Below are 20,244 nucleotides of genomic sequence, written 5' to 3'. Positions count from 1 at the left end.
TTATTTATTGTTACGTTCTGCACTAATTTGAAGGTATGCGTTCACAAAGCGGAACATTTTTTGTGCTTGTGGGTCTTTTAGTAATTTTAATAGACCGAATAGGCCGATAACTTCGTTGCTTTCGTCAGCACGATCTTTCGCTTCGATAGCAGTAGCAGCCATGCCTTTCACTGTATCTTTTACAGGTTCTACAAGCTCTGTGATTGCACTAACAGTGTCGCTTTTTAATACTTCATCAGTAGCAACAGTTTGAGCGAAGTCATAAGACTTAGTTAAAATATTAACAAGCTCAGTTAATTTTGGAAGCTGTTCTACTAGTGTAGTTAATGATTCTTGTACCTCAGGTTTTAACAACTGATCAAGTACATCAAGTTGTCCTTGGCTAGCAGAAATTTGTACAGTTTCTTGTTCTGGCTTTGTTTGAGTCATAGTTTCTGGCATCTCCAATTCTCCTTTACGATAGCAATACTCTTATTTTTTATAGGTAAGATAGTAAACGCTTGCGAAACTTTATACAAAGTTTCACAAAGCACAATAAAATGCCTTTAAATTTATGCCAGCAAGTAAGCTGAAATCATAAATCCAAAACCATAATGTCCTACCTATTATTTATGAACTGTCCGATACTTGGCTTGTCCGCATAATGGAAAGTTCCTTTATCGGAAAGTGTATATAATATATATCCTATATTATATACTATATACACCTATGTTAACATAAAAATGATTCCTAATTATTTGATATTAAGTGTATAACGTAGTACTGACAAGGTGTGAAAGCGCATAAATTATTTTGTTAAGCTAAGAAATGTACGTATATATAAATAAAAAAAGGAAAAAATGGACAAATTCATGTTCATTTTTTCCTTTTTTATTGTTCATCTTCTGTTATTAGCATCGATGTGTTACCGCTTTTTTCAAGATGGCATTCGCCCCAAGTACAAAGGGAATCAAGAATGGATTCTAAAGACCAACCGTAGTCTGTAAGGGAATATTCTACTTTCGGTGGTACTTGATTGTATACCTTTCTTTGAATAACGCCATCTTCTTCTAATTCGCGTAATTGCTGCGTTAACATTTTCTGTGTAATACCAGGCATGAGACGTTTTAATTCACTCGTTCTCTTTGTACCTTTCGTTAAGTGGCAAAGAATAACGACTTTCCATTTTCCGCCGATAACCTCTAAAGTCGCTTCAACGGGAATGTTATATTTCTTCATATAAAAATCTCCTTTGATGAATGTAGATTTCAGTTCTCCAACAAAAGAAGCTAAATAATTTAAATGTTACTAAAAAGTACCTATAGCACTTTAAAGTACGTACTTTTTATCCTGTTGAATATGTTCCATAATAGCATATGTAAGAGGGAAATGAGTAGTACGGTACCAAAAAGTGCCTATGTTACTTTTGGGTACCTATCGTACTTTTAAGTGCGTTCTTCAAAAAAAGAGTGAAGCCATTCATAATAGCATATATGAGCAGTAAATTTATTTTTGTAGAAGAAAAAAGGCCTTTTTTCATACTATTATGATTGGATTTCTCGCATTAAGGAGGAGTTCAATTGAATTCATATACAGTATCTTCTTCGGCAGTACAGACGAATCGGAGAAGTATGTTTGCTTTATTAGCACTAGCCATTAGTGCGTTTGGAATTGGTACAACCGAATTTATTAGTGTCGGTTTATTACCATCTATTTCAGAGGATTTACATGTTTCTGTTACAACAGCGGGTTTAACCGTTTCTTTATATGCATTAGGAGTAGCGTTTGGTGCCCCAGTATTAACGTCATTAACAGCTAGTATGTCGCGAAAGACGTTATTAATGTGGATTATGATTATTTTTATTATAGGAAATGGAATTGCGGCGGTGGCAACAAGTTTTACTGTGTTACTTATCGCGAGGGTTGTATCTGCGTTTGCGCACGGCGTTTTTATGTCGATAGGTTCCACCATTGCGGCTGCACTTGTACCAGAGAATAAACGTGCGAGCGCAATTGCATTTATGTTTACTGGTTTAACCGTTGCGACCATTACAGGTGTACCAATTGGAACGTTTATCGGTCAACAATTTGGCTGGAGAGCATCGTTTATTGTAATTGTGGCAATTGGAATCGTTGCCTTAATCGCCAATAGTATGCTAATTCCTTCTAACTTAAAAAAAGGTACGCCTGTATCATTTCGTGATCAATGTAAGCTGATTACGAATGGAAGACTATTACTTGTATTTATTATTACTGCATTAGGATACGGGGGAACATTCGTAACATTTACGTATTTATCTCCGTTATTACAAGAAGTAACAGGATTTAAAGCAAGTACCGTTACAATTATTTTGTTAGTGTACGGAATCGCAATTGCGATTGGGAATATGGTCGGCGGAAAATTATCAAATCATAATCCGATTCGAGCATTATTTTACATGTTCTTTATTCAAGCAATTGTATTATTTGTTTTAACATTTACAGCGCAGTTTAAAGTCGCTGGATTCATCACAATTATTTTCATGGGACTATTCGCATTTATGAATGTTCCAGGGTTACAAGTGTATGTCGTTATATTGGCTGAGAGGTTTGTTCCAAGTGCTGTGGATGTAGCATCCGCGATTAACATTGCAGCGTTTAACGCAGGGATCGCTCTTGGTGCTTACTTAGGCGGCATTGTAACGAACTCGTTAGGGTTAATTCATACAGCTTGGGTAGGCGGAATTATGGTAGTAGGTGCTGTTATGTTAACAGCGTGGAGTATGACGTTAGAAAAAAGAGATCAAGTAAAATAAGGGAGAGAAAATATAATGAAACATTTACAAAGTACAACAACATTGCATAACGGTGTAGAAATGCCTTGGTTCGGTTTAGGTGTATTTAAAGTCGAGGATGGACCAGAACTTGTAGAAGCTGTGAAATCAGCGATTAAAGCAGGATATCGCAGTATCGATACAGCTGCGATTTATGGAAATGAGAAAGCAGTAGGAGAAGGAATTCGCGCTGGCATAAAAGAAGCAGGGATTTCTCGAGAAGATTTATTCATTACTTCAAAAGTGTGGAATTCGGATCAAGGGTATGAAACGACACTTGCTGCATATGAAGAAAGTTTAAAAAAATTAGAGCTAGATTATTTAGATTTATATCTTGTTCATTGGCCTGTAGAAGGAAAATACAAAGAGTCGTGGAGAGCGTTAGAAACACTTTATAAAGAAGAACGCGTACGTGCAATTGGCGTAAGTAACTTCCAAATCCATCATCTGCAAGACGTACTAGCAGGTGCAGAAATGAAACCGATGATTAACCAAGTGGAATATCACCCTCGCTTAACACAAAAAGAATTACAAGCTTTCTGTAAAGAGCAGGGTATTCAAATGGAAGCATGGTCACCACTTATGCAAGGTCAATTGTTAGATAACGAAACATTGCAAGAAATTGCTGATAAGTATGGTAAAACGACAGCTCAAATCATTTTACGCTGGGATCTTCAAAATGAAGTTGTAACAATTCCGAAATCAACGAAAGAACACCGCATTATTGCAAACGCTGATATATTTAATTTTGAATTAACGAAAGAAGATATGGAGAAAATCGATGCGTTAAACGAAAATCATCGCGTTGGTCCAGATCCTGATAACTTTGATTTCTAAACTTATAGTGGAGAGAAAGAGTGCAAACAGTTTGCACTCTTTTTTTGTTTTGCTTATGTATAAAAAAAATTCTAACTAAATAATAAACAGAAGAAAATTTGTTATTTCATAAGGGGTTGTAAACATGAATATAAAAAGATCGTTCAAGCTAATGGCCGCTTTTTTGAGTGTTTTATTTGTATTTGCGAACTTATTATTTCCACTTCAAAAAGCATTCGCGGAAGTTATGGATCATACAAAGTATGAAATGGATTGGAGTTATAGTAGGTCAAAGAAGAAACCAATTCGAACAGAGCTTATAAAAACGGCAGATGGTAAGATTGCTTTTTGCTTAAATGTAGATTTGAAATCTCCAAGCGGTCAAGATTTACCGGAAATGGGGAAAGTGGATATTAATGTGTACCGTGTATTATTAAACGGATATCCACAAAAGAGCCCACAAGAATTAGGTGTTTCTGATTGGAGAGAAGCGCATTATGCAACGCAGCTTGCAGTATGGAATACTTTAAAACAAATCGATATTAATGATTTAGATTTCCGAAATAAAAATGTAGAAAAGGTAACGAAAGACATCGTTGCAAAAGCAAATGCTAGTGAAGAATTACAAGAAATTACGATGAGCGTCGTACCATCAGAAGAACAACAAGCAGTGTTGAAAAATGATTTCTTTGAAACAGGTTTATATACAGTAGAAACAAACGCGAAAAGCGGAACGTATAAAGTACAAGCAACAGGTGCACCAGCGGGAGCGAAGTTTGTAAATGAAAAGGGCGAAGCAAAAACGGAATTTAATGTGGGAGAAAAGTTCCGCATCTTAATTCCAAAACAAACACCAGCTGGTGGATTTAGCTTTAAAGTAATAGGAAAATTAACGAAGCTACAAGGTATCGCGCATAAGGGCACACCAACAATTCAAAATGCAGTCGTATTACTTGAGCGCAGTGAAGAAAAAACAAGTCCGGAGTTATCGGTAAGTTGGAAAACAACAAATGGTCATGATAATAAACCAAATAAACCCTATACACCAAATGAACCACATAAACCGAATCAAAAGAGATAATGAAAAAGCATTGGCTGTGTGCCAATGCTTTTTTATACGAATGATAAAATTATATTAGGAAAATTAAATGTGGGATAAAATTACTGTTTATACAGTTTAAACTCTATTTAGAAATAATATAGATATATTAAAATTCAAACGTTACAATTAATAGATTGTATTCACGAAATTGTAACATTATTCTGATTGGAAAGGCTATCAAACAGTGTAGAAAGCGTGTAAAATTCAGTTGGAAAAACTACCTATAGATGGTCATATATGAAGAAAATGTAAGTTTCTATTATTATTCACAACTTTAGATGTATAGATGACAATACTGAAATATATCTTTTACTATTCTCTTTTTTATGTAGAGAGAACTCATCACAAGTAGAGGGAAGTGAGGAGGATACGTTACATAAAAATTTTTATAATGTAAGAAAGTGAATACATTGAGAGGAATGCGGTAGTAATTGATACAGGTGCGCGAGGTGTTAGTCTATTCGTTAAATGTTTTTATAAAAATAATAGGATGTCTTATTAAATGAATATTTACATAGGAAGGTTTTTCTAAATAAAGGAACAGGGGACACAGATTATGTCGAAGAAAAAGACGAGTAGGGTATTAGTGGCTGGAATATGTATATCTACATTATTATCGCCAGTAGCTTTCGAAGCATCGAAAGGATATGCGGCACCTTTGGAAGAAAATAAAGGTGGTAAATTAGAAGAGGTTAAAGAGAATAAATTTGAGCAGAGGACGTTTCATGTACCTGGAAAAGGTGATATAGAAAAGGAAACAGAACGCTTAAAAGTAACTTTTCACCTTTCGGTTAACGAACCGACTGGAATTTATGCAGCGCCAAATGAAAAGATTACAATTGAAATAAAAGGAAATCAGTCTATTCAAGCTTTTATAGGAACAAGATCATATGATGAAAAGGATCCTGAAAAGTTTGATTTAAAACCTGGTAAAAATGTTATTTCATCATCAAATGGTGGTATTTTGTATTTTTATAATATGAATGACGAAGGTGAGGTAACGGCTTCTGTTACGAATGGTGGAAGTCACTTTCCTTTGTTTATTTTAGGTAAGCATACGAAAAAAGATTTTGATGAAATGTTGAAGAAATATAAAGATCCTTATGCAGTGGAATTAAAAGGTGAGAGAAGTTTAATTACTGCGAGTTATAGTGCTGTTCAAGATCATATGAACGATACAGATCCAACAAAGTTAATGAAATTACATGATAAGATTATTCGTTTGGAAAATGCAGTAGCAGGATTATCTGAGGACGGTATTGGAGTCGTAAAATCTCCAAATCATTACGTTCAGTTTGTTGAAAAACGGAATCCGGATGAAGATGACTTCATGTTTGCAACAAATTATCATACAGGATATATTCCAAGCGCAATGAATAGAGTTTTAGATATAGAAGTGCTTGAAAAGGATGGCTGGGGACCATGGCATGAAGTTGGACATTTACATCAACAAAGGGCTTGGGACTGGGATGCTGTTGGAGAAGTAACAGTCAACATTTATTCTTTAGCAGTACAAAAAGCATTAGGGAATAAACTAGACATGGAAGAACATTATGAAAAATCATTTGAGTATTTACAAAGACCTATTGAGGAAAGAGTAATTGATGAAATTAATCCGCTTACGATGTTTTGGCAATTAAATGTAGTGTATGGGGAACATTTCTATCCTAGGTTACATCAAGCTTATCGTTTGTTACCACAGAGTGAAATGCCTGCGTCTGATGAAGAGAAAAAGCAAATGTTTGTTTATATGACATCAAAAGTGGCAGGGCAAAATTTAATTCCTTTCTTTGAGGAATGGGGATTAACGCCAAATGATGATATTAGAGAGAAAATAGAAAAATTAAATTTACCTAAATTAGAAAAGGAAATTTGGAAAGCTACAGATAGTAATGATATTCGCGAGAAGCAAGTTGAAGCATACGAAGTTCCATATGGTGAACCATCTAATGAGATGAGAAATCTTTTAGTTGGTACAGATTTTGATGAAAATGAAGCAAGTAAGCTTGTTCAAAAGTTAGGTGAGAATGTAAAAGTAACAGGTAATATTATATGGCCTAAATTAGAGAATGGGAAACAGGAAGTGTTAGTAGAAATTGAGGATGAGAAAGGAAATAAAAATTTAATTCCTGTCCAAGTCAATGGGATTTATGGCGACAGTATCATTTTTCAAGGACTTTCAAATGATGTAATGTCGACGGTGATGCTTCATCACAATGAAAAAAAATTAAATGCAAACTTTACTAATAATAAAATACATTACCGTTTTGAAAATGAAGAATATATGGGCTTAAAGCTATATGATCGAAATGGGATTGAAAAGAAAAGTGTATTAGCAGAAGGACAAGAAACTGGAAAACGATTCGCGCTGGAACTAAATGGAGTGGATTTTGAATATGGTGATGTAGTAAAAGTATTCCACGCAGAACCAAGCCGTCTGAAATGGTACCAAAATAATAAACTTGCAGATCAAGGGGAAGCTAAAAATAAAAAAGGAAAATTCTTTAAGATTACTCCGCAAGGATTTGAATTAAAAGATAGTTTACAAGAAGTAACGGCGAAACCACAGCAAGTAGTAGTCGGAACCAACATTGAAAAGCTAGATCCAAAAGCTTTTGTTGAAGTAAAAGACGGTGAAGTAGTAGGTTTTGTAGAAAAACCAAATACAACAAAAATTGGTGAACAACAAGTAAAAGTAGAAACGAAAGATCGTTTCGGAAATAAGCAAGTGACGGACGTGTCTTTAGAAGTAATTTATGGAGATAGTATTGCGTATGTAGGATACAATAATGAAATTGCTTCAGTTGTAACGTTAAAGCATGAAGAGCAGAAATTACATGCGACTGATATGAATAAACAAATTCATAAATATTTTGATAAAGAACAATATATGGGAATCACTTTATATGATCAAAATGGAACAGTGAAAAAACATGTAACAGCAGAAGGGCAAGAAACTTCAAAGAACTTTGCAGAGCAAGTAAATGGAGTGCAGTTTGAGTATGGAGATGTTGTGAAAGTATTCCACGCAGAACCGGATCGTTTGAAATGGTATCAAAATAATACCCTTACTGGTCAAGGCGAGAAAAAAGGGGCAAAAGAATTATTCTTCAAAGTGACAGAAAAAGGCTTTGAGAAAATGGATATGTCGCAAGAGGTAACAGCGAAACCTCAACAAGTAGTAGTAGGAACAGATGTTGAAAAATTAGATGCGAAAAACTTTGTTGAAGTAAAAGCTGGAGAAGTAATTGGATTTGTAGAGAAACCAAATACAACAAAACTAGGTGAACAAAAAGTAAAAGTAGAAACAAAAGATATTTTCGGAAATAAGCAAGTGACAGAAGTATCGTTAGAAGTAACGTATGGAGATAGCTTAGTCTTTAAAGGGATTGAGTATACAGGTGATGGCGATATCAAATCAGTTGTAACATTACAACATGATAAGAAGAAGTTTAGTGCGACAGATCATCACAATAAAGCACATGGGAATTTCAAGGAAGAAACGTATTTTGAATTCGCATTGCTAGATGCAACTGGTAAAAAGAAAAAGAAAGCAACTGTAAAAGGTGTTGAAAACACGGAAGAGTTTGCAAAAACGATTAATGGCTTAGAGTTTGAATACGGTGATGTAGTAAAAATATATCACGCTGAAGCGGATCGCTTTAATTGGTATCAAAATAATAACTTTGCCGGTCAAGGTAAGTCGAAAGTAGAAAAAGAGTTACTCTTCAAAGTGACAGAAAAAGGCTTTGAAAGAATGAAGACTTTACAAGAAGTAAAAGCCGTGCCACAAAAAGTAGTAATTGGAACAAATAGCGAAAAGTTAGATGCGAAAAACTTTGTTGAAGTGAAAGATGGAGAAGTAATTGGATTTGTAGAGAAACCAATTACAACAAAAATCGGTGAACAAAAAGTAAAAGTAGAAACGAAAGATCGTTTCGGAAATAAGCAAGTGACAGAAGTACTGTTAGAAGTGACGTATGGAGATAGTATTGCATATGTAGGATTCGACAATGAAATTGCTTCAGTTGTAACGTTAAAGCATGAAGAGAAGAAATTACATGTGACTGATATGGATAGTCAAATCCATAAGTATTTTAATAAAGAGCTATACATGGGAATCACGTTATATGCGGGAAATGGAACTGAGAAAAAACATGTAACAGCAGAAGGACAAGAAACTTCACAGAATTTTGCAGAGCAAGTGAATGGACTGTCGTTTGAGTATGGAGATGTAGTGAAAGTATTCCATGCAGAACCAGATCGCTTGAAATGGTATCAAAATAATAACCTTGCTGGTCAAGGAGAGAAAAAAGGGGCAAAAGAACTATTCTTCAAAGTGACAGAAAAAGGCTTTGAGAAAATGGATATGTTACAAGAAGTAAAAGCTGTGCCGCAAAAATTAGTAATTGGAACAAATAGTGAAACATTAGACGCGAAGAAATTCGTTGAAGTAAAAGGCGGAGAAGTGGTAGGTTTTGTAGAGAAACCAAATACAACAAAAATTGGTGAACAAAAAGTAAAAGTAGAAACGAAAGATATTTTCGGAAATAAGCAAGTGACAGAAGTCCCAGTAGAAGTGATTTACGGAGATAGCATTATGTTCTTTGGTACATGGCATGGTGGAACGAATATTAAATCGATTGTGACATTAAACCATGACGAAAAGAAATTTAGTACAACAAATTCAGAAGGTCCAATGCATACTTCATTTGCAGATGAAAAATATATGGAAATGACTGTATACGATAAAGCTGGAAAAGAGAAGAAAGCATTATCTGTAAAAGCATCTGAAAATACAAAAGCATTCGCAGAACAATTTAATGGAATGACTTTTGAGTATGGTGATGTAGTAAAAGTATATCAAAAAGAGTTTGATAGATTTAAAGTGTACAAAAAGAATGAATTCGTGGATAAGGAGTATGGCGTTCATGAAGTATTCTTTAAAGTTACAGAGCAAGGCTTTGAAAGAATGGAGACGCTACAAGAAGTAAAAGTGGTACCACAAAAAGTAGTAATCGGAACAAATAGCGAAAAGTTAGATGCGAAGAAGTTTGTTGAAGTGAATAATGGAGAAGTGGTAGGTTTTGTAGAAAAGCCGGACACAACAAATATTGGCAAACAAACAGTGAAAGTAGAAACGAAAGATCGTTTTGGAAGCAAGAAAGTAACAGAAGTAGCTTTCGAAGTAACGTATGGAGACAGTCTTGTTTATCAAGGTCTTTACAATGATATTACTTCAATAGTAACGTTAAATCATGAAGGGCAGAAATTACATGTAACGTATACAAATGAACAAATTCATAGTTATTTTAAAAATGAATTATACATGGGAATTACGCTATATGATCAAAATGGGATTGAGAAAAAATATGTAACAGCAGAAGGACAAGAAACTTCGAAGAATTTTGCTGAGCAAGTAAATGGCACCTCATTCCAGTATGGGGATGTAGTGAAAGTATATCATGCTGAATCAGATCGCTTGAATTGGTATAAAAAGAGTGAGTTAGTTGGAAAAGGAGATGCGAAAAAGTTTAAAGAAATTTCCTTTAAGATTACTCCGAATGGTTTAGAGCAAGTACAATAATAAAAAAAGCTCGTAAACATTATGTTTACGAGCTTTTTTTATTATTCAGCTTCAGAAACAACTGTGAAGCGTTCGTTTACGTGTTTTGGATTTTCGATTTCATCAAGTGCTGCAACTGCGAAGTCTTCGTAACTTACGTAGCTATCACCTTTTGCGTTAACAAGAAGGTTGTCTTTGCCAGCTGTATAAGAGCCTGTGCGTTTTCCTAATGCAAATAGTGCAGAAGGGCTGATGAATGTCCAAGTAATATCGTTAGTTTGTTGCAGAATTTCTAAGTTTTTTCCTTGGTTTTGAGCTGTTGCAAGGTATTCATTTGGGAAACCTGGTGTATCAAATACACGTGTTGTTTTCTCTTCGTCTACAAATAAGCTTCCAGCGCCGCCAACTACAAGTAATTTTGTGTTAGGTGCACCTTTCATCGCTTCAATAAGTACGTTTCCTGCATCTACGTGAAGGTGTTCTTCGCCTGCTGGAGCACCGAATGCATTTACAACTACATCAAATGCTTGTAGGTCATTAGATGTAAGAGAGAATACATCTTTCTCTAAAACTTTTACGTTTTCTTCTGTAATTTTTGCAGCGTTTCTTACGATTGCAGTTACTTCATGTCCGCGATCTAATGCTTCTTTTAAAATACGACTTCCTGCTTTACCAGTTGCTCCGATGATTCCGATTTTCATAATAAATCCCTCCAAAGTGTTTTGTTAAAGTGTATATCTGAAAGTAAATGAATTTGTTGTAATTAGGTTTGTTACAACCTGATGTAATCATTATAGTTACAGGTTGATACTTTTGTCAATGGGGTAGTTTGTAGATTTATTTTTTGTTTTAGTATGCACAGTTAGAGGGAAGAGAGTCATAAGGATATTGTTACTTCGTGCCTGGCTAATATTTGGAAATTGCAAATTGTCGAAAAATGTTGATTTTTGAATGTTTTTTAAATATAATTCGTTTTATGGAGAAAAGGAGGGGTTAATTGTATGAATATTTTAGAGCAATTTATTTCATCAACGAATACAATTCTTTGGTCATATATTCTTATTGCAATGTTAATTGGTTTAGGTCTTTATTTTTCTATTAAATTGAAATTCGTACAAATTACTCATTTAGGGGAAATGGTTCGACTAATGAGTGATGGATTAACTGGAAAGACGCGTAAAAAAGGTAGTGTATCTTCTTTCCAAGCGTTCTGTATGAGTTCGGCAGCTCGTATTGGTATCGGTAATTTAGCTGGTGTAGCGTTAGCTATTTCTATGGGAGGACCTGGCGCAGTATTTTGGATGTGGGTTATTGCGATTATCGGAGCTTCTTCAAGTTTCGTAGAAAGTACGCTTGCACAAATTTATAAAATAAAAGATGGCAGTGGCTTCCGTGGTGGTCCTGCTTATTATATGGAAAAAGGTTTAAATAAACGTTGGATGGGAATTTGGTTCTCTATCCTTATTACAATTAGTTATGGTTTAATTTTTAACTCAGTACAAGCAAATACAGTTACATTAGCATTTAAAAATGCTTTTGGTATTGAGCGTTATATTGTTGGGATTGCATTAGCTGCATTAGTTGCGGTTATTATTTTTGGTGGTGTAAAAAGTATCGCACGTATGTCGGAAATGATTGTTCCGCCAATGGCGCTTATTTATATTGCGGTAGCTATTTTTGTTGTCATTAAAAACTTCTATTTAATACCAGATGTGTTTACGGAAATCTTTAAAGGTGCATTCGGTTTAGATTCAGCTGTAGGTGGTGGTATCGGTGCTGCAATGAAATATGGTATTCAGCGCGGATTATTCGCGAACGAAGCAGGTATGGGGAGTGCGCCGAACGCGGCAGCAACAGCTGATGTAACGCATCCAGCGAAACAAGGTTTTATTCAAACGATTGGTGTTTTAGTAGATACATTCTTAGTATGTACATCAACAGCATTTATCGTACTATGTTCTGGTGCATATAAAGCGACAAATTTAGAAGGTATTGAATTAACGCAAAATGCATTAAGTTCACAAATTGGCCCGTGGGCGAGCAGTTTCTTAGCGATTATTATTTTCTTATTTGCATTCAGTTCACTTTTAGGAAATTACTATTATGGTGAAACGAATATTGAATTCATTAAACAAAGTAAAACTTGGTTAACAATTTACCGTATTGCGGTAGTTGCAATGGTGTTATTCGGTTCTATTGCGACGCTTCAAGTCGTATGGAGTATGGCAGATTTATTCATGGGTCTAATGGTAATTACAAACTTAATTGCGATTACACTTCTTGGGCGATTTGCATATGCTGCTTTGGCAGACTATGTAAGGCAAAAGAAACAAGGAAAAGATCCAGTCTTCAGTGCAGATTCGATTCCAGGTTTAACGAATACAGAGTGTTGGGATAAGTCAGCGGTAACGGATAAAGAAAAAGCGGTATAATGAAAAAACGAGCATCGAGATGAATTCGATGCTCGTTTTTTTGATCTTTTTTTCTGTGATTTGTAGAAAATATGTGGTTGGGTATTAGGTAAATGCACTAGTTAAGTACAGTTTTATTTTATGAAAAAATCTGTATGTAACATAACGTAACGCCGTCATGTCATAAAAACTAACATGAATTTGTCGAAAATTCTTGATTACTAAAAGTTTTTAGAATATAATTTTCTTATTGTTAGGAAGAGGGGGCAATACAATTATGGATTTTTTAGCTAAGGTAATTGGGGATATAAATAATGTCCTTTGGTCATATGTCATTATTGCGATGTTAATTGGGTTAGGGCTCTACTTTTCATTCCGTGTGAAATTTGTCCAAGTTCGTTACTTCGGTGAAATGATTCGTTTGCTTGGGGATGGAGCAAGCTCGAAAACGAGGAAAGCGCAAAAAGAGAAGAGCGGCGTATCATCATTCCAAGCATTTTGTATGAGTACAGCTTCTCGTGTAGGTACTGGTAACTTAGCTGGTGTAGCTATTGCAATTTCAGCAGGTGGACCAGGAGCAGTATTTTGGATGTGGTTAATTGCGGTAATTGGGGGTGCTTCTGCATTTGTAGAGAGCACATTAGCGCAAATTTATAAAGTAAAAGATGGGAATGCATTCCGTGGGGGCCCAGCGTATTATATGGAAAAGGGTTTAAAGAAACGCTGGTTAGGTGTTGTGTTCTCTGTTCTAATAACAGTAAGTTTCGGATTAATTTTCAATGCCGTGCAGTCAAACACAGTAGCGGCAGCTTTTGATGGAGCATTTAACACAGATGGTAAGTTTGTGGGTCTGTTTATGGCTGGTTTACTTGCGATCATTATCTTTGGCGGAGTAAAACGTATTGCACGTGCGGTTGAAATGATTGTTCCAGTAATGGCAATTATTTATGTAGCAGTAGCGTTATTCGTTGTTGTGACAAACATTACGGCAATTCCGTATGTATTTAAAGAGATTTTCTTACATGCATTTGGAATTAAAGAAGTAGTGGGCGGGGGATTAGGAGCTGCGATTTTACTAGGGGTAAAACGCGGATTATTCTCAAATGAAGCAGGTATGGGTAGTGCGCCGAACGCAGCTGCGACTGCAAACGTAACGCACCCAGTTAAACAAGGTTTCATTCAAACTTTAGGGGTATTTACAGATACATTATTAATTTGTAGTTGTACAGCATTTATTATTCTTTTATCAGATGTGCATAATGCAGCTGATTTAAATGGTATTCAATTAACGCAGCAAGCATTAAGTCAACATATCGGACCGTGGGCGTCTATATTTGTAGCGGTTGCAATCTTCTTGTTTGCATTTAGTTCATTAGTAGGTAACTACTACTATGGTGAAACAAATATTGAGTTCTTAAATGGAAGTAAAGTTTTACTAAATGCTTATCGAATTGCTGTACTTGGTATGGTTATGTTAGGATCTGTAGCAACAATTCAAATCGTTTGGGATTTAGCAGATTTATTCATGGGTATTATGGCAATCATTAACTTAGTTGCGATCGTATTCCTTTCTAAGTATGCTTTCGCGGCATTAACAGATTACATTAAGCAAAAGAAACAAGGAAAAGATCCAGTGTTCTATGCGGAGTCTATTCCTGGTTTGAACAATACAGAGTGCTGGGATAAGCCAGCAGTAGCTGATAAAGAAAAAGCAGTCTAATGAGGTGAGCATCAAGTGAAACTTGATGCTCATTTTTTTGTTTTATAAAGATATTTGTGGGTAGTAAAAGACGAACGTTCATGAATGTTTTATAATAAAATGTATTTTTTTAAGAAAAGTGCGGATATGGGTTGTGATTTGTGTTAGAATGGAAAATGCCTTTGAAACAAGAGGTTTTATGATCTTTCCTATCCGATTGAAGGTTTTAGAGGAGAAATGGAAAGTTCGGATTATTTCTTATTTTGAATGGTCGGACGTTCAACGTTAATGAAGAGTTAAATGGAGGATTTTATTAATGAAGTTTGTTATGTTTCTTGTAGGATTGCTCGTTGTATTCGTACTCGGTTTTCTTATAAGTGCCGATCGAAAGAAGATTAAGTATAAACCAATCGCAATTATGCTTGTTATTCAGCTAGCGTTAAGTTATTTCTTATTAAATACGCAAGTTGGTTATATTTTAGTAAAAGGAATTTCAGATGGATTTGGCGCGCTTCTTGGATATGCGGAAGCTGGAATCGTTTTCGTATTTGGCGGTCTTGTTAATAAAGGAGAGGTTTCATTCTTCTTAACAGCGTTATTACCAATCGTATTCTTTGCCGTTTTAATCGGAATTCTGCAACACTTTAAAATTTTACCGATATTTATTCGTGCTATTGGTACTGCGCTAAGTAAAGTAAATGGTCTAGGAAAACTAGAATCATATAACGCAGTAGCAGCTGCCATTGTTGGGCAAGCGGAAGTATTTATTACAGTAAAAGATCAATTAAGTAAAATCCCAAAACATCGTTTATATACATTATGTGCATCTTCAATGTCGACAGTATCAATGTCAATCGTGGGTTCTTATATGAAAATGATTGAACCGAAATATGTAGTAACAGCACTTGTATTAAATTTATTTAGTGGTTTCATTATTATTCATATTATTAACCCGTACGACATTACAGAAGAAGAAGATACACTGAAATTAGAAAATAAGAAAAAACAGTCATTCTTTGAAATGCTAAGTGAATATATTATGCTTGGTTTCACAATCGCGATCACAGTAGCGGCAATGTTACTTGGTTTCGTAGCATTAATTACAGCAATCAACAGCTTGTTTGATTCCATGTTCGGTATTACATTCCAAGCTATTTTAGGATACATTTTCTCACCATTAGCATTCGTAATGGGTATCCCGCAAGCAGAGATGGTAACAGCGGGACAAATTATGGCAACAAAATTAGTATCAAACGAGTTTGTTGCGATGCTTGATCTTGGAAAAGTAGCTGGTGATTTATCAGCTCGTACAGTTGGTATTCTTTCTGTATTCCTTGTATCATTTGCGAACTTCTCATCAATCGGAATTATCGCAGGTGCAACGAAAGGTATCGATGAAAACCAATCAAATGTTGTATCATCATTCGGTCTACGCCTTGTGTACGGTGCGACATTAGTAAGTATTCTATCAGCGATTATCGTTGGTGTTATGTTATAAAAAAAGAGATGGTCCTAGCTTATAGCTAGGACTATTTTTTATGGTAAATTTGCATGAAAAAACCAATTATTTAGGAATATATTAACATATAAAAATCTTTTAAAATTTATATTGCATTTCGGGTAGATAACGCTTACAATTTGATTTGTAGGTGGTATCAATTTCAGACTTTCAAGTATGGTAGGAGAGAAGAAGCTACCTTTTATAAATTGCAATTTATGTAAACGCTTACTGATTTTAGATAACAGTTGAATAGTATTTAGGGGTTTTAAATTTTTTTAACATCAATGGTCAGACGTCATTCGTTATACGTTATACGACCGATAACTCGTGGGAGAAGTGGAGGATTCACATATGAAAATAGTAATGTTTCTAGTCGGTTTACTTGTAGTATTTGTACTAGGTTTCCTTATCAGTTCAGATCGTAAGAAAATTAAATATAAACCAATTGCACTTATGCTTGTCATTCAATTGGTACTTGCGTATTTCTTACTAAATACAAAGGTCGGATTTGTATTAGTAAAAGGGATTGCAGATGGGTTTGGCGCTATTTTAAAGTTTGCGGAAGCAGGGGTTAATTTCGTATTTGGTGGTCTAGCAAATGATGGACAAGCACCATTCTTCTTAACAGTATTATTACCAATTATTTTCTTAGCAGTACTAATTGGGATTTTACAACACATTAAAGTATTACCGGTTATCATTCGTGCAGTTGGTTTCCTATTAAGTAAAATTAACGGCTTAGGAAAACTAGAATCATATAATGCAGTAGCAGCTGCAATCGTTGGTCAAGGGGAAGTATTCATTACAGTAAAAGATCAACTAAGCAAATTACCGAAAAATCGTTTATACACACTTTGTGCATCTTCTATGTCAACAGTATCGATGTCAATCGTCGGTTCTTATATGAAAATGATTGATCCAAAATATGTAGTAACAGCACTTGTATTAAACTTATTTAGCGGATTCATTATCGTTCATATTATTAATCCATATGACGTGAAAGAAGAAGACGATATTTTAGAATTACAAGAAGATAAAAAACAAACATTCTTTGAAATGTTAGGCGAATATATTATGCTTGGTTTCTCTATCGCTGTAACAGTAGCGGCGATGTTAATCGGTTTCGTAGCATTAATTACAGCAATTAACGGTGTATTCGATTCAATTTTCGGAATCACATTCCAAAGCATTTTAGGATATGTCTTCTCACCATTAGCATTCGTAATGGGTATTCCAACATCAGAGATGCTAGCAGCAGGACAAATTATGGCAACGAAATTAGTAACGAACGAATTCGTTGCAATGCTTGACCTTGGAAAAGTAGCTGGCGATTTATCAACTCGTACAGTAGGTATTTTATCTATCTTCCTTGTATCATTTGCGAACTTCTCATCAATCGGAATTATCGCAGGTGCAACGAAGAGTATCGATGGCAAACAAGCAAACGTTGTATCTTCATTCGGATTAAAACTTGTATACGGTGCAACGTTAGTAAGTATATTATCAGCGATTATCGTTGGGGTTATGCTTTAATAAAAACAAGCGAAGTCGTTTATCTCTCGCCTAGAGGGATGAACGGCTTTTTTATTTTGGTATGATAAATAATATAGAGAGGGGGGAATTAGGGTGAAAGAAGCGGATGGGACGCTTACTCATAGTGATTTTGTTGAAAAGGTTTCAGGTCTTGATAAGAAGGATTTAGCTAAGCTTATTAAGCCGAGAGAAGAAATAAAAAAATCACCTTAATACATTTATTAAGGTGATTGAAATACTACTCAGCTGGAGGCGTAAATGTACGTTTCTCTAATTCAGCATCTAGCATAAATAATGCGTTTGAATCGCTTGTAATACGTTTTAATTTTTGAATGATGCTATCGAATGAAGCTTCTTCTTCTACTTGCTCATCGACGAACCATTTTAAGAAGGTAATTGTTGCGTGCTCACGCTCATCCCAAGCGATATCAGATAAGTTGTAAATACGCTTCGTTACTTCACGCTCGTGCTCAAGTGCCACTTCAAAAGCGTTCAGTACAGATTCATATTCGTTATTCGGATTATCAAATCCGGTAACAATAGCGCGCTCACCGCGGTCGTTAATGTAGTTATAAAGCTTCATTGCGTGGAAACGTTCTTCCTCAGCTTGTACAAGGAAAAAGTTAGCGAATCCATCATAGCTCTCAGATGTACAGTAAGCAGCCATTGCCATATAAGCGTGGGCAGAGTAAAATTCAAAGTTCATTTGATCGTTTAATGCGTCGTGCAATTTTTTAGATAACATAAAATCCCCCTTAGTATTGTGACAAGAATATTATACCATAATTGATAATATTCTCATTTGGATGTCTCGAACCTTTTCGAAAGCTTTGTGACGTGAGCCTCCATAATGTCTTGTAAATCTAAATCATATTTTTGTGAAAGAATAATAAGATTAGATAGTACATCACCCAGTTCTTCTTTTAGTTCCTGTTTTAGCACTTCTTCTGTTTTCACTTCTTCATCAGGGCGATCACGGCCAATTTCAATGGCGCGAACAACACGTGAAACTTCCCCAACTTCCTCAGTTAAGAAATTTAAGCGAATAAAGGCATTATATTGTGACCAGCTTCTTTTTTCGTAAAATTCCTCCACCCATCTTTGAAATGCGACAATATCCATTTCTTCCTCATCCCTTCAATATGTTGTGCAATGTTCATTGTATCATAACAATATATAGTTTCGGGGTGTAGGAATGAGAAAGATTTGTGTGTTTGCAGGTTCCAACTTAGGGGAGAGAGCAGAATTTAAAGAGCAGGCAATAGCGTTAGGAAAAATGTTTGTTGAGAACGATTATGAGCTCGTATACGGTGGTTCATGCGTTGGATTAATGGGAGAAGTAGCAAATGAAGTTCTTCGTTTAGGTGGACGTGTAACAGGTGTTATGCCGCGCGGTCTATTCCGAGGAGAAATTGTACATACAGGGTTAACGGAACTAATTGAAGTAGAAACGATGCACGAACGTAAAGCGAAAATGGCAGAACTTGCGGATGCTTTTATTGCATTACCAGGCGGATACGGAACGTTTGAAGAGCTATTTGAAGTTGTATGTTGGTCACAAATTGGTATACATAATAAGCCGGTTGGTTTATTGAATATAAAAGATTTTTACGGACCAATCCTGCAAATGGTTGAACGTGCAGCAGAAGAAGGGTTTATGAACCCATCGAATAAAGATTTGATCGTTTCAGCTGAGACGGCAGATAAACTAATTCATGAGATCAAAAATTACGAGCGTCCTGTTTTAGGAACGAAGTGGAAACAGTTGTCATAATACAAATTTATAGAGGTTTTTGGAAACACATGTCATTTTATCCCGCTTTAATGGGTAGTAAGCCCCCCCAACTCAAAATTCAGCGAAAGCAAAGAAGTTAGGTGGGGATCAACTGCCCATAAAAGTCCGATTGGTTCAACTAATAATCAGTGGGGGATGAAGAAAACCCCCACTGATTAAAGTTTCACTTTATCTTGAAAAGGCATGTGTTTTTAATTTGGTTAAATATGTTAATGTTGAGATGTGATGTTTTGGGAAAAGGAGAAACAGATGGAGGAGTTTGTGTATTTACGTCCTGTTTTTAAAAGTATATTAGCAGCATCTATTCTTGTTATGCTAATTGTTTCAACACAGAAGAAAGAGCTAATTAATGAATTTTCGCTTTGTTTTATTTCAATATTGTGTATTGGTGTTTCGGCGATAACACTTTTTATGATTGGCTTTATCGTGGATGAGTATAATCTAGCTGGAGATGTGCAGAGTTTTAGCATGTTTATTGCGATTGGCTGTATTAGCAGTTTGAATTTTATTATTTATTATAGACGGCAATAAAAGAAGGCATTCCGTATTACTTTGGAATGCCTTTATCACTTTGATTACTTTGTTTTTTATACAGGTACCAGCCACCCCAGCCGCCACCAATTGCTACAACAACGAGGAAAGCATAGTCTTTCACCTCGATACGTATATTGAAAATATTAGCTATAAGTAAGACAATCCCAACTGTTATTAACGCAAAAAATGCTCTAATTAAGTAGTCTTTCAACTGAACCACTCCCGCCATTTAAGTAGTAAATGATGAATATGGAAAAGCTTTTGGATCTATTTTACTAAAAGGTGTTACCTATATTTTAACATAAAAGAGATTGTAATATATTGATAAAAGTAGAGGGGAGAGGCACTGATATTGTCGTGATTTGTCGGTAAGTCCATACCCTGTGTCGAATCGTTGATATAATTTCATGTATCAGCACGTGCGACCACCCCATAGAAAAAAGCGGCTCTGAACGAGCTGCTTCCGCTTTAAGTATTATCCAGCTCCGGTGACTA

Annotated in this window: 16 protein-coding genes; 10 read left to right on the top strand and 6 right to left on the bottom strand. The window is 35.4% G+C overall.

Translation table 11 applies throughout. The annotated features are described in order from the left end of the window. Together PDL00_RS27475 and PDL00_RS27470 are read right to left on the bottom strand one after the other, a co-directional pair. Positions 1–441: a DUF1641 domain-containing protein gene (locus PDL00_RS27475; RefSeq protein WP_001115312.1), complete on the bottom strand. Its 441-nt coding sequence runs from the start codon at positions 439–441 to the stop codon at positions 1–3. Between the two features lie 429 nt (positions 442–870). After that, positions 871–1,218, bottom strand: a complete 348-nt coding sequence (locus PDL00_RS27470) for a winged helix-turn-helix transcriptional regulator (RefSeq protein ID WP_061679266.1) — start codon at positions 1,216–1,218, stop codon at positions 871–873. Positions 1,219–1,610: 392 nt separating this feature from the next. Between PDL00_RS27470 and PDL00_RS27465 the strand changes: the two genes are divergently transcribed. From PDL00_RS27465 to PDL00_RS27450, 4 genes are all read left to right on the top strand, one after another. Beyond that, positions 1,611–2,774 (top strand): MFS transporter, encoded by a 1,164-nt coding sequence (locus PDL00_RS27465; protein ID WP_242254684.1) that lies wholly within the window; start codon positions 1,611–1,613, stop codon positions 2,772–2,774. Between the two features lie 12 nt (positions 2,775–2,786). After that, entirely contained in the window at positions 2,787–3,629 is an 843-nt protein-coding gene (locus PDL00_RS27460) for an aldo/keto reductase (RefSeq protein ID WP_242254682.1), read from the top strand. Between the two features lie 124 nt (positions 3,630–3,753). Beyond that, the gene (locus PDL00_RS27455; protein WP_270732523.1) at positions 3,754–4,689 is read left to right on the top strand and encodes a thioester domain-containing protein; all 936 of its coding nucleotides are present in this window, start codon (positions 3,754–3,756) and stop codon (positions 4,687–4,689) included. A 577-nt stretch (positions 4,690–5,266) separates the two neighbouring features. Continuing rightward, positions 5,267–10,297 (top strand): putative mucin/carbohydrate-binding domain-containing protein, encoded by a 5,031-nt coding sequence (locus tag PDL00_RS27450; protein WP_270732521.1) that lies wholly within the window; start codon positions 5,267–5,269, stop codon positions 10,295–10,297. A gap of 41 nt (positions 10,298–10,338) precedes the next feature. Here PDL00_RS27450 and PDL00_RS27445 read toward each other — a convergent pair whose 3' ends face one another. Then, complete coding sequence (locus PDL00_RS27445) at positions 10,339–10,977, bottom strand: NAD(P)-dependent oxidoreductase (RefSeq protein WP_000689893.1); 639 nt, start codon at positions 10,975–10,977, stop codon at positions 10,339–10,341. A gap of 300 nt (positions 10,978–11,277) precedes the next feature. On the opposite strand from PDL00_RS27445, the gene PDL00_RS27440 reads away from it, so the two are divergent. The 4 genes from PDL00_RS27440 (at position 11,278) to PDL00_RS27425 (ending at position 17,420) form a co-directional block, all read left to right on the top strand. Next, entirely contained in the window at positions 11,278–12,708 is a 1,431-nt protein-coding gene (locus PDL00_RS27440; protein WP_270732518.1) for an alanine/glycine:cation symporter family protein, read from the top strand. Positions 12,709–12,964: 256 nt separating this feature from the next. Beyond that, complete coding sequence (locus tag PDL00_RS27435) at positions 12,965–14,407, top strand: alanine/glycine:cation symporter family protein (RefSeq protein ID WP_270732516.1); 1,443 nt, start codon at positions 12,965–12,967, stop codon at positions 14,405–14,407. 295 nt (positions 14,408–14,702) lie between these two features. Continuing rightward, positions 14,703–15,884 carry a NupC/NupG family nucleoside CNT transporter gene (locus PDL00_RS27430; protein WP_000673848.1) on the top strand — a complete coding sequence of 394 codons (1,182 nt, stop codon included), beginning with the start codon at positions 14,703–14,705 and terminating at the stop codon, positions 15,882–15,884. Positions 15,885–16,238: 354 nt separating this feature from the next. Further along, positions 16,239–17,420 (top strand): NupC/NupG family nucleoside CNT transporter, encoded by a 1,182-nt coding sequence (locus tag PDL00_RS27425; protein ID WP_242257374.1) that lies wholly within the window; start codon positions 16,239–16,241, stop codon positions 17,418–17,420. 238 nt (positions 17,421–17,658) lie between these two features. On the opposite strand, the gene PDL00_RS27420 is transcribed toward PDL00_RS27425, so the two are convergent. Continuing rightward, positions 17,659–18,165, bottom strand: coding sequence for a ferritin (locus tag PDL00_RS27420; RefSeq protein WP_061678977.1), 507 nt, complete (start codon positions 18,163–18,165; stop codon positions 17,659–17,661). A gap of 53 nt (positions 18,166–18,218) precedes the next feature. Beyond that, complete coding sequence (locus tag PDL00_RS27415) at positions 18,219–18,542, bottom strand: MazG-like family protein (RefSeq protein WP_242257373.1); 324 nt, start codon at positions 18,540–18,542, stop codon at positions 18,219–18,221. A gap of 88 nt (positions 18,543–18,630) precedes the next feature. Between PDL00_RS27415 and PDL00_RS27410 the strand changes: the two genes are divergently transcribed. Then, entirely contained in the window at positions 18,631–19,194 is a 564-nt protein-coding gene (locus PDL00_RS27410) for a TIGR00730 family Rossman fold protein (RefSeq protein WP_242257376.1), read from the top strand. A 270-nt stretch (positions 19,195–19,464) separates the two neighbouring features. Further along, the gene (locus PDL00_RS27405) at positions 19,465–19,746 is read left to right on the top strand and encodes a hypothetical protein (RefSeq protein WP_242257372.1); all 282 of its coding nucleotides are present in this window, start codon (positions 19,465–19,467) and stop codon (positions 19,744–19,746) included. Between the two features lie 16 nt (positions 19,747–19,762). Here PDL00_RS27405 and PDL00_RS27400 read toward each other — a convergent pair whose 3' ends face one another. Next, complete coding sequence (locus tag PDL00_RS27400) at positions 19,763–19,960, bottom strand: hypothetical protein (RefSeq protein ID WP_000656323.1); 198 nt, start codon at positions 19,958–19,960, stop codon at positions 19,763–19,765. Positions 19,961–20,244 lie beyond the last annotated feature (284 nt).

It is taken from the genome of Bacillus cereus group sp. TH152-1LC (assembly GCF_027710505.1).
GTDB classification, from domain to species: domain Bacteria; phylum Bacillota; class Bacilli; order Bacillales; family Bacillaceae_G; genus Bacillus_A; species Bacillus_A mobilis.
This window is presented reverse-complemented; position numbering and strand designations above follow the sequence as displayed.

Coding starts and splice junctions, on each gene's coding strand:
- PDL00_RS27475 (WP_001115312.1), bottom strand. CDS start 441: ATGCCAGAAACTATGACTCAAACAAAGCCAGAACAAGAAACTGTACAA.
- PDL00_RS27470 (WP_061679266.1), bottom strand. CDS start 1,218: ATGAAGAAATATAACATTCCCGTTGAAGCGACTTTAGAGGTTATCGGC.
- PDL00_RS27465 (WP_242254684.1), top strand. CDS start 1,611: ATGTTTGCTTTATTAGCACTAGCCATTAGTGCGTTTGGAATTGGTACA.
- PDL00_RS27455 (WP_270732523.1), top strand. CDS start 3,754: ATGAATATAAAAAGATCGTTCAAGCTAATGGCCGCTTTTTTGAGTGTT.
- PDL00_RS27450 (WP_270732521.1), top strand. CDS start 5,267: ATGTCGAAGAAAAAGACGAGTAGGGTATTAGTGGCTGGAATATGTATA.
- PDL00_RS27445 (WP_000689893.1), bottom strand. CDS start 10,977: ATGAAAATCGGAATCATCGGAGCAACTGGTAAAGCAGGAAGTCGTATT.
- PDL00_RS27440 (WP_270732518.1), top strand. CDS start 11,278: ATGAATATTTTAGAGCAATTTATTTCATCAACGAATACAATTCTTTGG.
- PDL00_RS27435 (WP_270732516.1), top strand. CDS start 12,965: ATGGATTTTTTAGCTAAGGTAATTGGGGATATAAATAATGTCCTTTGG.
- PDL00_RS27430 (WP_000673848.1), top strand. CDS start 14,703: ATGAAGTTTGTTATGTTTCTTGTAGGATTGCTCGTTGTATTCGTACTC.
- PDL00_RS27425 (WP_242257374.1), top strand. CDS start 16,239: ATGAAAATAGTAATGTTTCTAGTCGGTTTACTTGTAGTATTTGTACTA.
- PDL00_RS27420 (WP_061678977.1), bottom strand. CDS start 18,165: ATGTTATCTAAAAAATTGCACGACGCATTAAACGATCAAATGAACTTT.
- PDL00_RS27415 (WP_242257373.1), bottom strand. CDS start 18,542: ATGGATATTGTCGCATTTCAAAGATGGGTGGAGGAATTTTACGAAAAA.
- PDL00_RS27405 (WP_242257372.1), top strand. CDS start 19,465: ATGGAGGAGTTTGTGTATTTACGTCCTGTTTTTAAAAGTATATTAGCA.